This is a genomic window from Jannaschia sp. L-14R, assembly GCF_056857695.1.
This window is the reverse complement of sequence record NZ_JBSXNP010000009.1, coordinates 76,643-92,936: the sequence shown is the minus strand read 5'-3', so window position 1 is coordinate 92,936 and position 16,294 is coordinate 76,643. Positions and strand designations below refer to the sequence as shown.

Annotated in this window: 16 protein-coding genes; all 16 read left to right on the top strand. The window is 62.6% G+C overall.

What is annotated here, in order from left to right; genetic code table 11:
- Nucleotides 1–164 precede the first annotated feature (164 nt).
- The 16 genes from AC13C2_RS04805 to AC13C2_RS04730 all read left to right on the top strand — a co-directional run bounded on the left by AC13C2_RS04805 (nucleotide 165) and on the right by AC13C2_RS04730 (nucleotide 16,246).
- The gene (locus AC13C2_RS04805; RefSeq protein ID WP_092762504.1) at nucleotides 165–1,217 is read left to right on the top strand and encodes a TRAP transporter substrate-binding protein; all 1,053 of its coding nucleotides are present in this window, start codon (nucleotides 165–167) and stop codon (nucleotides 1,215–1,217) included.
- Between the two features lie 104 nt (nucleotides 1,218–1,321).
- Entirely contained in the window at nucleotides 1,322–2,131 is an 810-nt protein-coding gene (locus tag AC13C2_RS04800; RefSeq protein WP_474520514.1) for a TRAP transporter small permease subunit, read from the top strand.
- Nucleotides 2,131–3,579 carry a TRAP transporter large permease gene (locus AC13C2_RS04795; protein WP_474520513.1) on the top strand — a complete coding sequence of 483 codons (1,449 nt, stop codon included), beginning with the start codon at nucleotides 2,131–2,133 and terminating at the stop codon, nucleotides 3,577–3,579. The genes AC13C2_RS04800 and AC13C2_RS04795 overlap by 1 nt, the downstream gene beginning before the upstream one ends.
- A 36-nt stretch (nucleotides 3,580–3,615) precedes the next feature.
- Complete coding sequence (locus AC13C2_RS04790) at nucleotides 3,616–3,993, top strand: hypothetical protein (protein WP_482886094.1); 378 nt, start codon at nucleotides 3,616–3,618, stop codon at nucleotides 3,991–3,993.
- 125 nt (nucleotides 3,994–4,118) lie between these two features.
- A complete protein-coding gene (locus tag AC13C2_RS04785; RefSeq protein WP_092762510.1) occupies nucleotides 4,119–5,288 on the top strand; it encodes a peptidoglycan glycosyltransferase FtsW in 1,170 nt (389 codons plus the stop codon).
- 12 nt (nucleotides 5,289–5,300) lie between these two features.
- Nucleotides 5,301–6,395: a UDP-N-acetylglucosamine--N-acetylmuramyl-(pentapeptide) pyrophosphoryl-undecaprenol N-acetylglucosamine transferase gene (locus tag AC13C2_RS04780; protein WP_482886093.1), complete on the top strand. Its 1,095-nt coding sequence runs from the start codon at nucleotides 5,301–5,303 to the stop codon at nucleotides 6,393–6,395.
- Nucleotides 6,392–7,792: a UDP-N-acetylmuramate--L-alanine ligase gene (gene murC, locus AC13C2_RS04775; protein WP_482886092.1), complete on the top strand. Its 1,401-nt coding sequence runs from the start codon at nucleotides 6,392–6,394 to the stop codon at nucleotides 7,790–7,792. The genes AC13C2_RS04780 and murC overlap by 4 nt, the downstream gene beginning before the upstream one ends.
- Nucleotides 7,793–7,851: 59 nt before the next feature.
- A complete protein-coding gene (locus tag AC13C2_RS04770) occupies nucleotides 7,852–8,091 on the top strand; it encodes a DUF2484 family protein (protein WP_092762516.1) in 240 nt (79 codons plus the stop codon).
- Entirely contained in the window at nucleotides 8,088–9,008 is a 921-nt protein-coding gene (gene murB, locus AC13C2_RS04765; RefSeq protein WP_482886091.1) for a UDP-N-acetylmuramate dehydrogenase, read from the top strand. The genes AC13C2_RS04770 and murB overlap by 4 nt, the downstream gene beginning before the upstream one ends.
- 99 nt (nucleotides 9,009–9,107) lie before the next feature.
- On the top strand, nucleotides 9,108–10,031 hold the full coding sequence (locus AC13C2_RS04760) for a D-alanine--D-alanine ligase (RefSeq protein ID WP_482886090.1): 924 nt from the start codon (nucleotides 9,108–9,110) through the stop codon (nucleotides 10,029–10,031).
- Nucleotides 10,019–10,948: a cell division protein FtsQ/DivIB gene (locus tag AC13C2_RS04755; protein WP_482886089.1), complete on the top strand. Its 930-nt coding sequence runs from the start codon at nucleotides 10,019–10,021 to the stop codon at nucleotides 10,946–10,948. The genes AC13C2_RS04760 and AC13C2_RS04755 overlap by 13 nt, the downstream gene beginning before the upstream one ends.
- Complete coding sequence (gene ftsA / locus AC13C2_RS04750) at nucleotides 10,945–12,273, top strand: cell division protein FtsA (protein WP_092762523.1); 1,329 nt, start codon at nucleotides 10,945–10,947, stop codon at nucleotides 12,271–12,273. Before AC13C2_RS04755 ends, ftsA begins: the two co-directional genes overlap by 4 nt.
- Nucleotides 12,274–12,489: 216 nt before the next feature.
- Nucleotides 12,490–14,073 (top strand): cell division protein FtsZ, encoded by a 1,584-nt coding sequence (gene ftsZ / locus AC13C2_RS04745; RefSeq protein WP_482886088.1) that lies wholly within the window; start codon nucleotides 12,490–12,492, stop codon nucleotides 14,071–14,073.
- Between the two features lie 57 nt (nucleotides 14,074–14,130).
- On the top strand, nucleotides 14,131–14,361 hold the full coding sequence (locus AC13C2_RS04740) for a hypothetical protein (protein ID WP_482886087.1): 231 nt from the start codon (nucleotides 14,131–14,133) through the stop codon (nucleotides 14,359–14,361).
- Nucleotides 14,362–14,394: 33 nt separating this feature from the next.
- Nucleotides 14,395–15,309, top strand: coding sequence for a UDP-3-O-acyl-N-acetylglucosamine deacetylase (gene lpxC, locus AC13C2_RS04735; RefSeq protein ID WP_092762527.1), 915 nt, complete (start codon nucleotides 14,395–14,397; stop codon nucleotides 15,307–15,309).
- Between the two features lie 94 nt (nucleotides 15,310–15,403).
- On the top strand, nucleotides 15,404–16,246 hold the full coding sequence (locus AC13C2_RS04730) for an outer membrane protein assembly factor BamD (protein ID WP_339641432.1): 843 nt from the start codon (nucleotides 15,404–15,406) through the stop codon (nucleotides 16,244–16,246).
- Nucleotides 16,247–16,294 lie beyond the last annotated feature (48 nt).

The following is a 16,294-nucleotide window of genomic DNA, read 5'->3' as shown; positions in this document are numbered from 1 at the left end:
CGGCTTGTCCCACGAAATGCCCGTGGCCGAATTCTCTGCGGGCGGCGTTTCTGCTGGATATGATTGTCGCCAATCGGTAAGAAAACTTTACCAGACGGTCCGGGAGGGATCGTCTTGCGGGGCGCAACGACGTCCCACGCATCGGTTCAAAAGGGAGGAACCACATGAAACTCAAAGCGATCGCGCTTGCCACTACGGCTGCGCTTGTCTCGACTGGCGGCGCGCAGGCGCAGGAAGTCCTCGAAATGACCTCGGCCTTCGGGAAAAACCTGCCCATTCTGGGCACAGCCGGTGTCGATTTCGTCGAGAAGATCAACAGTATTTCCGAAAGCGTCGAGTTCGAACATTTCGATCCCGGTGAACTGGTCCCGACCCTGGAAGCCCTCGACGCGGTGTCCAATGGATCGGTCGACGCCGCCTATACGACCGCAGGATACTGGCAGGGCAAGATCACCGCCGCCTCGCTGTTCGCCGCCGTGCCGTTCGGCCCCGAGGCCGGCGAATTCCTCGCCTGGATGCTATATGATGACGGCGCCGAGTTGTTTCAGCGCATGTACGACGAGAACGGCTACAATGTTCGCGTCACGCCCTGCGGCATCATTGCCCCCGAAACCTCTGGCTGGTTCAAGAACGAGATCAATACGCTCGCCGATCTGGAAGGCCTGAACATGCGCTTCTTCGGTCTGGGGGCCGAAGTCATGGAGCGCCTGGGCGTTTCGACATCGCTTCTGGCGGGTGGCGATATCTTCCCCGCGCTGGAGCGGGGCGCCATCGACGCGACCGAATTCTCGATGCCCCGCATCGACGCGCGTCTGGGCTTCTACAACATCGCCAAATTCAACTACTTCCCCGGCTGGCACCAGCCCGCCACACTGTTCGAGTTGCTGATCAACAAGGACGTCTGGGAAGGTCTGGATGAGCGCAGCCAGAAGCAGATCGAGGTTGCCTGCCTCGCCAACATCACGACCAACTATGCCGAAGGCGAAGCCACCAACTTCGAGGCGATGGCCGACAATGAGGCCAACAACGGCGTGACCAACATGACGTGGTCGCCCGAGATACTGGCCGCGTTCGAGGAGAACTGGAACGCCGTCGCCGCCGATCTGGCCGCCGAAGATGAGTATTTCGCCGAAGTCTGGGCCGACCTTCAGGAGTTCCGGGAAGGCTACAAAGTCTGGAACGACGCAATCTATCTGCCTCGTCCGCGCGGTAACTGATCAAGGCCGACAGGCCCTTCAGGGCGGGGGAACCGGGCGATAATCGTCGCCCGGTTCCTTGAATGCGATTGCTGCGCAGCCAAGCGCGCACAGGGGGTTTTTCCATGCCGCAGGACCAGGCCGACGATCCTATCGTCTCCATCTCCGATCCGGGCGAGGTCGGGCGCGCCGAGCATAATCGCGGCGATCGCTTCGTCGTGCATGTCAGCAACTTTTTCGCCTGGCTGTTCCCGATCCTGATGATCGCGATCTCGTCGCAGGTCGTGTTGCGCGGTATGGGCAACAACCAGGCGTGGCTCGACGATTTGCAGTGGTGGCTCTACGGGGCTGCCGTCCTGATCGGTATCGGCTATGCGGTGACGACCAATTCCCACGTCCGTGTCGACATTTTCTATGATGGCTATCCGGCGACCAAGCAGCGAAAGATCGACGTTTTCGCGCTGGCGTGGCTGTTCCTGCCGTTCATCATAATGTGCTGGGATGTAACGCTGGACTACGCGATTTCGTCGGTGAAAGCGAGCGAGGGCTCGGACAGCCCGAACGGGCTGCACAGGCTGTACCTGTTGAAGATGTTCATGAACCTCAGCTTCCTGTTCATTGCTGTCGCGATCTGGTCGGCCTACGTACGCAACCTGGCCCTGATCACGCGCCCGCTCTGGTGGCGCAAGCTTCTATATGCCTTTCCGGCGGTCGCCTTCGTGGTCAACCTGATCATCTATTACAGTGCACTGGGCCTCGTCCTCTATACGACCGAGGCGGAAAATGCACGGCAGGCCACCCGTCACTGGTTCTTCGATACCTTTGCCATCGGCCCGGAAGAGATGAAATACACCATCGCCTCGGCCCTGATCGTGACCATCGTAATCATCGCGGCGGCTTACGTCCTGCGGGACAAATCCGGGGACGCCGCCTGATGTTCATACTCGAAGTCATCGGGCGTCTGATGACGCTGAACGAACTTGCCGTGTTGCTGATGTTCCTGTCGTTCATCTGGATGCTGTTCCGCGGTATTCCGGTTGCCATGGCGCTGGTCGGCGTGTCGCTGATCTTTGCGCTGTTCGCCGAGATTTTCCTGGATCCGTTCCGCGGCAGCTTCCGTGACATCATCGAATTCGACCGCACCGGCATCGACTATCAGAAGCTGTCGGTCCTGTCGGGTCGCCTGTTCGGCAATATAGTCAAGAATCCTGTCCTCGTGGCGTTGCCGATGTTCATCTACATGGGCCTGATGCTGGACCAGTCCGGCGTGGCGCAACGGATGATGCACGCCATGCAGAAACTGTTCGGCGGGTTGCGTGGCGGCTTGTCTCTGACGGTATTGCTGATCGGTATCATTCTGGCGGCGTCCACAGGCGTCATCGGTGCTTCCGTCACGTTGCTGGGCGTGATGGCCCTGCCGGCGATGATGAACCAGAACTACTCCAAGGAAATCGCAACCGGAACCATCGCGTCAGCAGGCACGCTGGGCATCCTGATCCCGCCTTCGATCATGTTGGTCATCATGTCGGATCAGCTGGCGATTTCGCTGGGCGATCTGTTCATGGGTGCGCTGTTTCCGGGGCTGATCCTGGGTGGGCTCTATATCGGGTTCATCGTGATCTACGGCTTCGTCAAACCCGAGGCGATGCCTGCGCCGGAATACACCGGCGAAGTCGGCTGGCCCGTCATCAAGGAGGTGCTGCTGGCCGTGGTCCCGCCCATGTTCCTGATTCTTCTGGTGCTAGGGTCGATCTTCGCGGGCATCGCCACGCCGACGGAAGCCTCGGGTCTGGGTGCATTGGGCGCGACGGTCCTGGCTCTGCTGAACGGCAAGCTGTCCTTGAAGGTGTTCAGGGAGGTCGGGCGATCGACGATGAACACCTCGGGCTATATCGTCGGCATCTTTCTGGCGGCGAACTTCTTCGCCCTCGTCCTGCGGCGCTATGGCGGCGACGAGATCGTTCAGGACCACGTCCTCGGCGCGTTCCAGAACCCGTATTTCATCGTCATGTTCATCCTGTTTATCGTGTTTCTGCTGGGCTTCCTGCTGGACTGGATCGAAATCACGATCATTATCATGCCACTGATGCTGCCGATTATTCAGGGCCTTGAACTTTCGGTGCCGGGTTATGGTCAGGTGCAGGACCCGGCGGTGGTCTGGTTCGCAATTCTGGTCGCGGTGACGTTGCAGACGTCGTTCCTGACGCCACCCGTTGGGTTCGCGCTGTTCTATCTCAAGGGTGTCAGTCCGCCCGGTGTGACGCTGGCGCATATCTATCGCGGCATCATTCCCTTCGTATTGCTGCAACTGATCGGGCTGGCCATCGTGTTCGTATTCCCGGCACTGACGACATGGTTGCCTTCGGTCGCCTATGGGAGTTGACCCGGCCATATCCTGCGATTGAGGATCGCCGCCTGTGTGAACCCCGGCAACCGGGCCGGTCACATCACCGGGTGCGACATCGTATCGGGGTTCAACCGGCCCTGCCGCAGTGGCATGTCATTCCGGCAGGCGACAGCCCCGGAGTTTCTTATGCGGCCAACATCTCTCATCGCAGCCATGCTGACTGTCGCTACCCTTGCACTGCCCTCCGTGGCCGACATGACGACACTGGACGAACTGAAAATCGGGACGCCGATGCTGCGCGCGATGCTGCTCACGCCTCCGACCGGGGGCGTCCTCCTTCCGACCTTCGAAACAGACGTCGCGGACGGCACCGTCGGACATATGCAACTGCACAAGACATCCGTGACATGGCCACCAGACCCGGAACCCCGGCCATCACCGGCTGATTGATGCGGGCGTGGAGCCGCAATCAGGCTCCGGGTCGTAAATGGGTGGCGCGATTCGAATCACTGCGCTACAATGGTATGGCAGACCCGGAAAACCGGGCAGGGCAGTAAGCAGATACAGGCGGATCAATGACAGAAATTGCGCATGGCGCGGTCGTCGTCCTACCGGGCGAGGCCATCGTTTCCCGTTGGTGGCGGACGATCGACAAGGGCGTGCTCGGCGCGCTTGTGCTTCTTTTCGCAGTGGGCCTTCTTCTGGGCTTCGCGGCATCGGTCCCCCTGGCCGAACGCAACGGGTTGCCGCCATTTTACTATGTCTATCGACAGGCGTTTTTCGGCGGCATGGCGTTCGTGGTCATGTTGGGCACGTCGATGATGTCGCCCGACATGGTCCGTCGGCTGGGCGTAATCGGGTTTTTCTTCGCCGCCGCCGCCCTGATGTTGCTGCCTGCTTTGGGTACCGATTTCGGCAAGGGCGCGACCCGCTGGTATTCGCTGGGCTTCATCTCTCTCCAGCCGTCCGAATTTCTGAAGCCGGTCTTCATCATTATCTCAGCATGGCTGATGGCTTCGGCGAGCGAACCGGGCGGTCCTCCGGGCAGATTGATCAGTTTTGGCGTGTTGATCGTGGTCGTGGCGTTTCTGGCGCTGCAGCCGGACTTCGGGCAGGCAATGCTGACGATCGTTGCGTGGTCGGGCATCTATTTTGTGGCGGGCGCGCCGATCCTCTTGCTGACGGCAATTGGCATGATCGTCGGTCTTGTCGGTGTTGTGGCCTATAAGAACTCTGAACATTTCGCCCGGCGCATCGACGGCTTCCTGTCGCCGGACGTCGATCCGCGCACCCAGATGGGATATGCGATCGACGCCATCCGCGAGGGCGGCTTCTTCGGAACCGGTGTCAACGAGGGCCGGGTGAAATGGATTCTTCCCGACGCCCATACCGACTTCATCATCGCCGTCGCAGCCGAGGAATACGGGCTGGTCATGGTCCTGTTCATCGTCGCTCTGTTCGGGTTCATCGCGGTGCGCTGCCTGACCCGCCTGTGTGTCGAGCGAGATACGTTCATCCGGCTGGCGGGCGCCGGTCTGACCGTACTGCTGTCGGCGCAGGCTTTCATCAATCTGGGTGTCGCGGTGCGGCTGTTGCCAGCCAAGGGCATGACGCTGCCTTTCGTCAGCTACGGCGGGTCTTCGCTGATCGCGATGGGTGCCTTGACCGGGATGCTGCTGTGCTTCACGCGGACACGACCGCAGGCTGAAATCGGGGATCACCTGCTGTCGAACGGATACCGCTGAAGAAAGTCTGACATGACCGCTCCGCTTATCGTCATTGCCGCTGGCGGCACAGGGGGGCACATGTTCCCGGCACAGTCGCTGGCCGAAGAAATGCTCAGGCGCAGGTGGCGGGTCAAGCTTTCGACCGATGACCGGGGCGCGCGTTATGCGGGCGGCTTCCCCGGCGATGTCGAGATCGAAGTCGTGCCTGCCGCGACATTCGCGCGCGGCGACCTGATGACCAAGGTGCGGGTGCCGTTCAAGCTGGCTTCCGGTGTGATGCGCGCCATGCGCGGCTTCCGACAGGATCGCCCGTCGCTGGTTGCCGGATTTGGCGGCTATCCGGCCATCCCGGCGATGGCGGCGGCGGTCCTGATGAAGCTGCCGCGCCTGTTGCATGAACAAAACGGCGTGTTGGGGCGTGTGAATCAGATATTCGCAACGCGCGTCGATGCCGTCGCCTGCGGCACCTGGCCTACGAAGCTGCCCGACGGCGTGGAGGGTATTCACACCGGCAATCCCGTACGCGCGGCGATCCTGGCCCGCGCGGGTGCGGCGTATATCCCGCCCGGCGATTATCCGATGACCGTTCTGGTTCTGGGCGGCAGTCAGGGCGCGCGCATCCTGTCGGACGTCGTGCCCGAGGCCCTGTCGCTCATGCCCGTCGACATTCGCAGACATCTCCGAGTATCGCATCAGGCCCGTCCGGAAGATCAGGACCGCGTTGTCTTGGCCTACGATCAGGCCGGGATAGATGCGGATGTCCGCACCTTTTTCGATGACGTTCCGACCCGGCTGGCGGATGCGCAACTGCTGATCGCGCGGTCCGGTGCCTCGACAGTAGCGGACGTCAGCGTGATTGGCCGCCCGTCGATCTTCGTGCCTCTGGCCACTGCGATCCGCGACGAACAGACCGCAAACGCGCACGCGCTGGCCGAGGCGGGCGCCGCCATCCTGATCCCCGAGCGGAAACTGACGCCCGAAAGTCTGGCCGAACAGGCCAACCTGATCTTGTCGAACCCCGACGGCGCGTTGCAGATGCACCGCGCGGCCATGTCCGTCGCCGTGCCCGATGCGGTGCGGCGGCTGGCCGACCTGGCCGAATATACTGCGAGCAAGAATTTATGAATGCGACCAAGCTGCCTACCCAGATGGGCACGATCCACTTCGTCGGCATCGGTGGCATCGGCATGTCCGGAATTGCCGAAATGCTGCTGTCCCATGGGTATTCGGTGCAGGGATCGGACCAGAAGGTATCGCAGATCACCGACCGGCTTGCAGGTCTTGGCGTCCGCATCTTCGAAGGGCAACGGGCGGAAAACATCGAGGATGCGGAGGTCATGGTGATCTCCTCGGCCATCAAGCCGGGCAACCCCGAACTCGATGCGGCCCGCGCACGGGGCATGCCTGTCGTGCGCCGCGCCGAGATGCTGGCTGAATTGATGCGGATGAAATCCAACATCGCGGTCGCGGGCACGCACGGCAAGACGACCACCACCACGATGGTCGCGGCCCTGCTGGACGCGGGCAAGCTGGACCCGACCGTCATCAACGGTGGCATCATCCATGCCTATGGCTCGAACGCCCGGATGGGGCAGGGCGAATGGATGGTGGTCGAAGCGGACGAGAGCGATGGCACCTTCAACCGCTTGCCCGCGACTATCGCCATCGTCACCAACATCGACCCTGAACATATGGAGCACTGGGGCACGATCGAGGCGCTGCGGCAGGGTTTCACTGATTTCGTGTCCAACATTCCGTTCTATGGTGCCGCCATCTGTTGCACCGATCACCCCGAAGTGCGGGCGCTTGTCGGCCGCGTCACAGATCGAAGGATCATCACGTTCGGCTTCAATGCGCAGGCGGACGTTCGCGCGGTCAACCTGAAGTACAAGGCGGGTGTCGCGCATTTCGATATCCAGTTGCAGGCCGAGGAGACGGTGATTGAAGGCTGCAAATTGCCGATGCCGGGCGACCACAACGTGTCGAACGCCCTGTCCGCCGTGGCCGTCGCGCGCGAACTTGGTGTGCCAAAGGACGTCATTCGCGAGGGCTTGGCCAGCTTTGGCGGGGTCAATCGCCGCTTCACCCGTGTGGGCGAATGGAACGGTGTGCCGATCATCGACGACTATGGTCATCACCCCGTAGAAATCGCCGCCGTGCTGAAAGCTGCGCGGCAGTCCATCGGCGACACCGGACGCGTCATCGCCATCCATCAGCCGCACCGCTATTCGCGTCTGGCAAGCCTCTTCGACGATTTCTGCGGCTGTTTCGCAGACGCCGATGTGGTTGGCATCGCCGACATCTATGCTGCGGGCGAAGCCCCGATCGAAGGCGCCGGCCGCGACGATCTGGTCGCGGGCCTGATCCGCACCGGCCACCGTCACGCCCGCGCCGTCACCAGCGAAGACGATCTGGAGCGGCTGGTCCGCGAACAGGCACGCGACGGCGACATCGTCGTCTGCCTTGGCGCGGGAACGATTTCGGCCTGGGCCAATGCGCTGCCGGGGCGTTTGAACGGCTGAGGTCGGGCGAGGGCCAGCCCTCGCGCTCCCGGGATATTCGGAAAGAGGAAGGCAAGACCATGGCCCTGATCGCACTTTGCCTCTGGGTCGTGGTGGCCTGGGTTCTGATGGTCACGCTGACCGCCAGGCAAAGCTGGCCCGCTGCCTATGGCCTGATCGCTGTCGGCCTGCCGCTGGCGATCTGGCTGGGCTGGTCCATGGGATGGCTCTGGGCGCTATTGGGAGTGACGGTGATGGCGCTGGTCCTGCGGTGGCCACTGCGGTATTTTGGCCGCTGGCTAAAAGGATTGGTGCAATGAAATTACCAGAAGTGCGTGGCGCTCTGACCCTGGACCGCCCGCTGGCCGATCTGACGTGGCTGCGCGTCGGCGGACCTGCGGATGCGCTGTTCCAGCCCGCCGATCTGGACGATCTCAGCGCGTTTCTTGCGGCGCTGCCGAGCGATGTGCCGGTCTTCCCCATGGGCGTCGGGTCGAACCTGATCGTGCGCGATGGCGGCCTGCGCGCCGTCGTCGTCCGACTGGGACGGGGATTTAACGCAATCGAGATCGACGGCGACCGCATCCACGCCGGGGCCGCCGCACTGGACGCGCATGTCGCGCGCAAGGCGGCGCAGGCTGGGCTGGACCTGACGTTCCTGCGAACCATTCCCGGCAGTATCGGGGGCGCGGTCAAGATGAATGCGGGCTGCTACGGCAGCTATGTCGCCGACCATCTGGTCGAGGTGCAGGCGGTCGCGCGAACTGGCGAAATCGTCACGATCCCCGCCACTGATCTGGGTTTTGCCTATCGCAGCAGCACGATCCCCGAGGGCATGATCGTCACCCGCGCCACGTTCCGGGCAGGTGCAGGCGCGCCCGAGGCGCTGGACGCGAAGATGGCCGAACAACTGGCCAAGCGCGACGCGACCCAGCCAACCCGGGACCGCAGCGCCGGCAGCACCTTCCGCAACCCCGCAGGGCACAGCAGCACAGGACGCGCCGACGACACCCACGACCTGAAAGCGTGGAAGGTGATTGATGACGCTGGCATGCGTGGCGCGACATTGGGCGGGGCGGTCATGTCGCCGAAACACCCGAACTTTCTGGTCAATCAGGGCGGCGCGACGGCAGCAGATCTTGAAGGACTTGGCGAAGAGGTGCGGAAAAAGGTTTTCGACGCCAGTGGATTGACGCTAGAGTGGGAAATAATGAGAGTTGGCGACAATCTCTCATAGCGGGTCGAAGAACCCGTGGACCCCGAAAGCCCGTCAGAGGCTGGGGCAAAAAGAAGGCCAGGGCGATACGACCCCGGCACGAGGCGCAGGATATCGGGTATGTCGGGCAGGACACCCCAGCACATCGTCGTCCTTATGGGCGGCCCTTCGGCAGAACGTGAGGTTTCCCTCTCGACGGCACGCGGCTGCGCGGAGGCCATGCGGGGCGAAGGGTATGAGGTGACCGAACTGGATGCGGGCGCGGATGTCGTTGCCCGCCTGCAACAGATTGCCCCGGACGTCGTGTTCAACGCGCTACACGGTCGCTGGGGCGAAGATGGCTGTGTGCAGGGCATTCTGGAATGGATGCGGTTGCCGTATACGCATTCCGGCGTGCTGGCCTCGGCCACGGCAATGGACAAGGCGCGCAGCAAGGATGTCTACCGCGCGGCGGGCCTGCCTGTGGTGCAAAGCCGCATCGTCTTGCGCGCCGACGCCGCAGCCGATCACGTCCTGCCGACGCCCTATGTCATCAAGCCGAACAACGAAGGCTCATCCGTGGGTATATATATCGTGAAAGAGGGCGATGCCCCTGTCGCGCTGCCCGACACGATGCCGGAAACCGTCATGGTCGAAACCTATGCGCCGGGGCGTGAGCTGACCTGCACCGTGCTGGGCGCGCCGGGCCACGAGCGGGCGCTGCCTGTGACGGAAATCCACATGGACGGCTGGTACGATTACGAAGCGAAATACGCCCCTGGCGGCAGCCGTCACACCGTGCCCGCCAACCTGCCCGCCGATATCACCGCCGCATGCCGCAGCTTTGCGTTGCGCGCACATGCGGCGCTGGGATGCCGGTCGATCAGTCGCACGGATTTCCGCTGGGATGACGCGCGTGGGATCGATGGTCTGATCCTGCTCGAGACGAATACCCAGCCCGGCATGACGCCCACGTCCCTGTCGCCCGAACAGGCGGCGCAGGACGGAATCACATTCGGCATGCTGTGCCGCGAACTTGTCGAGGATGCGTCATGCGACAGATAGACCCCGCTTTCACGGGCCAGCCCACAGACAGCAAGGCTCACAAGGCCGTCGACCCGGCCCCCACCCGCTGGCAATACCGGATGGAGCGGCTGTGGCTGACGCCGATGTTCAGGGCGATGATCCGAACCGGCATTCCCAGCTTCGGCTTCGTGTTTCTGTTTACCTGGTACATCAATGACCCGGTCCGCATCGCCGCGATGATCGACTGGTATGAGGGCGCGGTCAGTGCCGTCCAGGACCGACCGGAATTCATGGTCTCCCTGTTGCGGATCGAAGGGGCCAGCGAGGATCTTCAGGACGATATTCAGGAAGCGTTGCCCATCGACCTGCCTTTGTCGCAGTTCCGGTTGGATATGGGCGAGCTGCGGTCGCTGCTGGTCGATCTGGACCCCGTGCTGGACGCCGAGGTGCGGGTCAAGTCGGGCGGTGTCCTGCTGCTCAGGGTGACGGAACGCACACCCGCCGTCGCATGGAGCTATGATGATGGGATCGAAATTCTGGATGCAACGGGACAGCGCGTCGCCACGTTATCGGACATCGAATCTGCTGGTGGGCTGCCCCTGATCGCGGGGGAAGGTGCAGAGAAAAATGTCCCCGAAGCCTTGACCCTGATCGCTGCCGCATCGCCCATCAATGACCGTTTGATCGGCCTGGCCCGTATCGGCAATCGCCGCTGGGATGTTGTGCTGACCGGCGATCAGCGCATCGCGTTGCCCGAAGATGCCCCCGCCGCCGCGCTCGACCGTGCGCTGGCGATGAATGCCGCCAAGGATGTGCTGGCCCGTGACGTTCGCGTCGTGGACCTGCGGCTTCCGGGGCGCCCGATCCTGCGCCTGAGTCAGCCTGCAAGGGCCGAATTGAAGCGCCTGCAGGATCTGGAACGATTGTCACAGGTCAATACCGAGGGAACCCAATGAGCCGATTGTTCCATGCCCAACGCGCCATGCGGCGCAAACGTCAGGCCGCGCTGCAGCGGGGGGTTGTCGCGATCCTTGACGTCGGCACCTACAAGACTGCCTGCCTCGTCTTGCGGTTCGAGGAAAACACACCGCAAGGCGAAGGCGTCGGCCACATGGCGGGGCAGTCCAACTTCCGCGTGATCGGTGCGACGACCACCCGGTCGCGGGGCATCCGGCATGGCGAAGTCGACGCGATGCCCGAAACCGAACGCGCTATCCGGACCGCCGTGCAGGGCGCACAGAAGATGGCGAACGTCCGCGTCGATCATGTCATCGCCTGCTTTTCGGGGGGGCGTCCGACGTCCTGGCCGCTGGCGGGAGAGGTGATGCTCGAATCCGGTCCGTGCGGCGTGCACGACGTCGCCCGTGTCCTGTCATCCATCGACACGCCTGACATCGGTCCGGGGCGTGAAGTGCTGCACGCGCAGCCGGTCAACTTCGGCATCGACCACCGCACCACCCTGCGCGACCCGCGCGGCCAGACCGGCGAAATGCTGCGCGCCGATATGCACCTGCTATCCGTCGATGCCCACGCGATCGAGAACCTGCTGACCTGCATCCATCGCTGCGATCTGGAACTGGCGGGGTTGGCGTCCGCGCCCTATGCCGCCGCAACCTCCGCGCTGGTCGAGGATGAGAAGGAACTGGGCGCGGCCTGCATCGACATGGGGGCTGGCACCACCGGCATCTCGATCTTCATGCGCAAGCACATGGTCTTCGCAGACACGATTCCCTTTGGCGGGGCGAATGTGACGTCGGACATATCGCAAGGCCTGCGCATTCCCACGGGCACCGCCGAAATGATCAAGACCCGCTATGGCGGTGTTGTCGCCACCGGCATGGACGACCGCGAATTGATCGCGCTGGAGGCGGACACCGGCGACTGGCACCACGACCGCCGCTCCGTCACCCGGACCGAGTTGATCGGCATCATACGCCCGCGGGTCGAGGAAATTCTGGAAGATGCCCGTGCCCGTCTGGATGCCGCGGGTTTCGGCGATCTGCCGTCGCAGCGCATAGTGTTGACAGGCGGCGCATCGCAAATTCCCGGTCTCGACGGATTGGCCGCGCGCATCCTCGGCAACCAGGTCCGGCTGGGCCGCCCCCTGAGGGTTCACGGCCTTCCCGAAGCGGCCAAGGGCCCGGCATTCGCGGCCTGCGTCGGCCTGTGTATGCAGGGTGCCGAGCCGCAGGACGAGTTCTGGGATTTCGACGCCACGTCCGAACGCACCTCGGGTCGGTCGTTGCGTCGCGCGGTCCGCTGGTTCAAGGACAATTGGTGAGTCTTCCGGGCAACACTATTTCGACCGTTCCGCAGGGAAAACAGCACAGATGGAAGGGCGAAAAAGCCGCAATCAGCAGAAATTGCCCACCGATTTCTTTTTGGGGTGACGTCGGGGATCAGCTTCGCTAACTTGGGGCAAAAATAAGGCAACCGTCCAGAAAGACGGAACTCCAAATGGCCTGAGGCAGGGCCGGCAATACAGGCGGACAGAGCTATGACACTGAATCTCACAATGCCCGGCGGCCAGACCACGGAACACGATCTGCGCCCGCGCATCACCGTGTTCGGTGTTGGCGGGGCAGGCGGCAATGCCGTCAACAACATGATCCAGAAAGATCTGGAAGGCGTTGAATTCGTCGTCGCCAACACCGACGCGCAGGCGCTGCAACAGAATCACGCCCCGTCGCGGATCCAGCTTGGCGCCCGCGTCACCGAAGGTCTGGGTGCCGGTGCGCGCCCACAGGTCGGCGCGTCCGCCGCCGAAGAAACCATCGAGGAAATCGTCGACCGTCTGGCCGGCGCGCATATGTGCTTCATCACTGCCGGTATGGGCGGCGGCACCGGAACCGGAGCTGCCCCGATCATCGCGCAGGCCGCGCGTGAATTGGGCATCCTGACCGTCGGCGTCGTCACCAAGCCCTTCCAGTTCGAAGGCAGCAAGCGGATGCGTCAGGCCGAGGAGGGCGTCGAGGCCCTGCAGAAAGTCGTCGATACCCTTATCATCATTCCAAACCAGAACCTGTTCCGCCTTGCCAATGAGAAGACGACCTTCACCGAGGCGTTCTCGATGGCCGACGACGTGCTCTACCAGGGCGTCAAGGGTGTGACCGACCTGATGGTCCGTCCGGGCATGATCAACCTCGACTTCGCCGACGTCCGTTCGGTGATGGACGAGATGGGCAAGGCCATGATGGGCACCGGCGAGGCCGAGGGCGAAGATCGCGCCGTCGAAGCCGCCGAAAAGGCCATCGCCAACCCGCTGCTGGACGAGCTGTCGCTGTCGGGAGCCAAGGGTGTTCTGATCAACATCACCGGCGGTCACGACCTGACCCTGTTCGAAATGGACGAAGCCGCCAATCGTATCCGCAAGGAAGTGGACGAGGACGCGAATATCATCGTCGGTTCGACGCTTGACCCGGCCATGGAAGGTATCATGCGCGTGTCGGTCGTCGCCACGGGCATCGACGCATCATCGGCGATGGACGCCACTCCGATGCCGCGCCGTCGCATGGCGACCGAACAGGGTTCCCCGGTCGAAGATCCCGCCGCTGCGCCGCTTGCCGCCGCGGTTCCTGCGCCGCAGCCCGAGCCGGTTGCCAAGGCGCCCGCCGCCCCTTCGGAGCCGAATTTCTTCGACGCCATCGATCAGCACGAGGCTGAAGAAGCCGCATCTGCCGACAGTTTCTTCGGTCATGGCGCCGCGCCTGATGATGACCTGCCGGCCCCAGCCTATACGCCTGCGCCCGCCGCGCCGGTCCATCACGCCGCCGAGCCCGAACAGGCCAGCTTCACCGCGCCGCGCCCGACCGGTGCCCCTTCGCCCGAAGCGATGGATCGCCTGCGCGCAGCCGTGCTGAACGGTGAACGCCGCTCAACCGCGCCTGCGCCCGCCACGCATGGCGATGCAGGTGCGCGCTTCGGCATCGGATCGCTGATCAACCGGATGACCGGCACCGCCGCCGATACTCCGGTCCAGCGCCCGGCCGCAGCCGCTCCGGCCCCTCAATCCCGGCCACAGCCCGAGCCCGAGGACGAGCGTATCGAGATCCCGGCCTTCCTGCGTCGTCAGGCAAACTAGTCTCCTCCAAAGACCCAAGACCTGAAACGGCGGCCCCTTCGGGTCGCCGTTTTTGCCTTGAATACGGCATCTTTCAGGCAGTGGCCGATCACAAATCATGCCCATACGGTCGCTGGGGCTTGCTTCTGTGTTTTATTAAACAACTGTATAAAAAAGAATTTTTATGAATTTTCCGATCGTCGGCAGATTTTTGCCACTCTTGATGCGGCCCTGTTTCACGCCGTAACCACCGTTGAATTGCCGGGACAGGCCTGTCTGCTTATCTCACCATTGAAGAAGTGTCCGTGAGTGGCGCGATCATTGAATGAAACGGGCAAGCATATGCAAACGACAATCAAAAGCATCGTCCGTTTTGCCGGAACCGGCCTGCACCAGGGCCGTCCCGCGCGCCTGTCGATTCATCCCGCTCCCGCCAATCACGGCATCTGGTTCCGCCGCACCGACATCGAAGGCAACGCGATGATCGCCGCGCGCCACGATGCGGTCGAGTTGTCGCCGCTCTGCACGTTGCTGGTGAACGAGGCGGGCGTCTCCGTCTCGACAGTCGAGCATGTGATGGCCGCATTGTCCGGCTGCGGCGTGCTGAACGCCATCCTCGAGATCGACGGCCCCGAGGTTCCGATCCTTGACGGGTCCGCCGCCGAATTCGTTCGCGCGATTCTCAAGACCGGCGTACGTCGTCTGGATGCACCCGTCCACGCCATCGAGATTCTGCGCCGCGTTCATGTTTCCGACGGGACTGCCAGCGCGACCCTGACACCGGCCGATGAACTCGAAATCGATTTCTCGATTGATTTCGTCGACGCCGCCATCGGCCAGCAGCACAAGGTTCTGCGTCTGTCGAACGGGACGTTCGTACGCGAGCTTTGTGACAGCCGCACATTTTGCAGCCAGTCGGACGTCGATGCGATGCGGGCCGCGGGCAAGGCTCTTGGCGGCAGCTTGTCGAACGCCGTGGTCGTCGATGGCGCACGCGTACTGAACCCCGAAGGCCTGCGTCATATTGACGAGGCAGTGCGCCACAAGATGCTGGATGCCTTGGGCGATCTTGCGCTGGCCGGTGCGCCCATCCTGGGTCGTTATACCGGCATTCGCGCGGGCCATGCAGTGACGAACAAACTGCTTCGGGCCCTGTTCGCGGACCCTCTGGCCTATCGTATCCGCACGTTGTCGGCAACGGAATGCCGTCTTCTGCCGGGGGCCGGACTGGAGCGTGATGTGTTCTCGCACATCTGACGTCTGTTTTCGCCGTTGCGGTGCTTCACAGGCCGGGGTCGCTGGACTATGGTGCGGCAAGGCCCTGAACGGGCATGGGCAGGGAATTGGACGCATGACCGCACGGCATTTGCTTCGCATAGGGAAACCCTTGGCGACATTGACGCTTTTGGGATTTCTTGGGGCCTGTGGCGGGGCGAACGATACTCTGGTTCTCGAAGACACTGCCCCCGAGACAATATATCAGCGCGCTGAGCTCAAGCTTGCATCGGGTGATCCCGACGATGCCGCCGTTCTTTTCGCCGAGATCGAGCGGCTCTACCCCTATTCCGATTTCGCCAAGCGCGGCCTGATCATGCAGGCGTTTTCCTATTACAAGGACCGCGACTACGAGAATGCGCGCGCTGCCGCCCAGCGGTTCATCGATTTCTATCCGGCGGACGAAGATGCGGCCTATGCGCAATATCTTCTGGCGCTCAGCTACTATGACCAGATTGATCAAGTCGGTCGCGACCAGGGCCTGACCTTCCAGGCGCTGCAATCGCTGCGCACCGTGATCGAGCAATATCCCGACAGCGAATATGCCCGTTCATCGATCCTCAAGTTCGATCTGGCTTTCGACCACCTGGCCGCGAAAGAGATGGAAATCGGGCGCTATTACCTCAAGCGTGGCCACTACCCTGCGGCGATCAACAGGTTTCGCACCGTGGTCGAAGAGTTTCAGACCACCACCCATACCCCCGAAGCACTGATGCGGCTGGTTGAAGCCTATCTTTCGCTGGGCTTGACCGACGAAGCACAAACCGCAGCGGCGATCCTTGGCTATAACTTCCAGTCCTCGCCGTTTTATGACGATGCCTACCGCCAGTTGACGGGCCGCGGTCTTGCACCCGAAGCCAAGGGCACAAGCTGGCTGCGCGACATTTATCGTCGCACAGTTCAGGGCCGCTGGCTGTAACCTCGGATGCGCAACCTGCGCGCCACTGGTGGTTCGCTAATTCTGCGC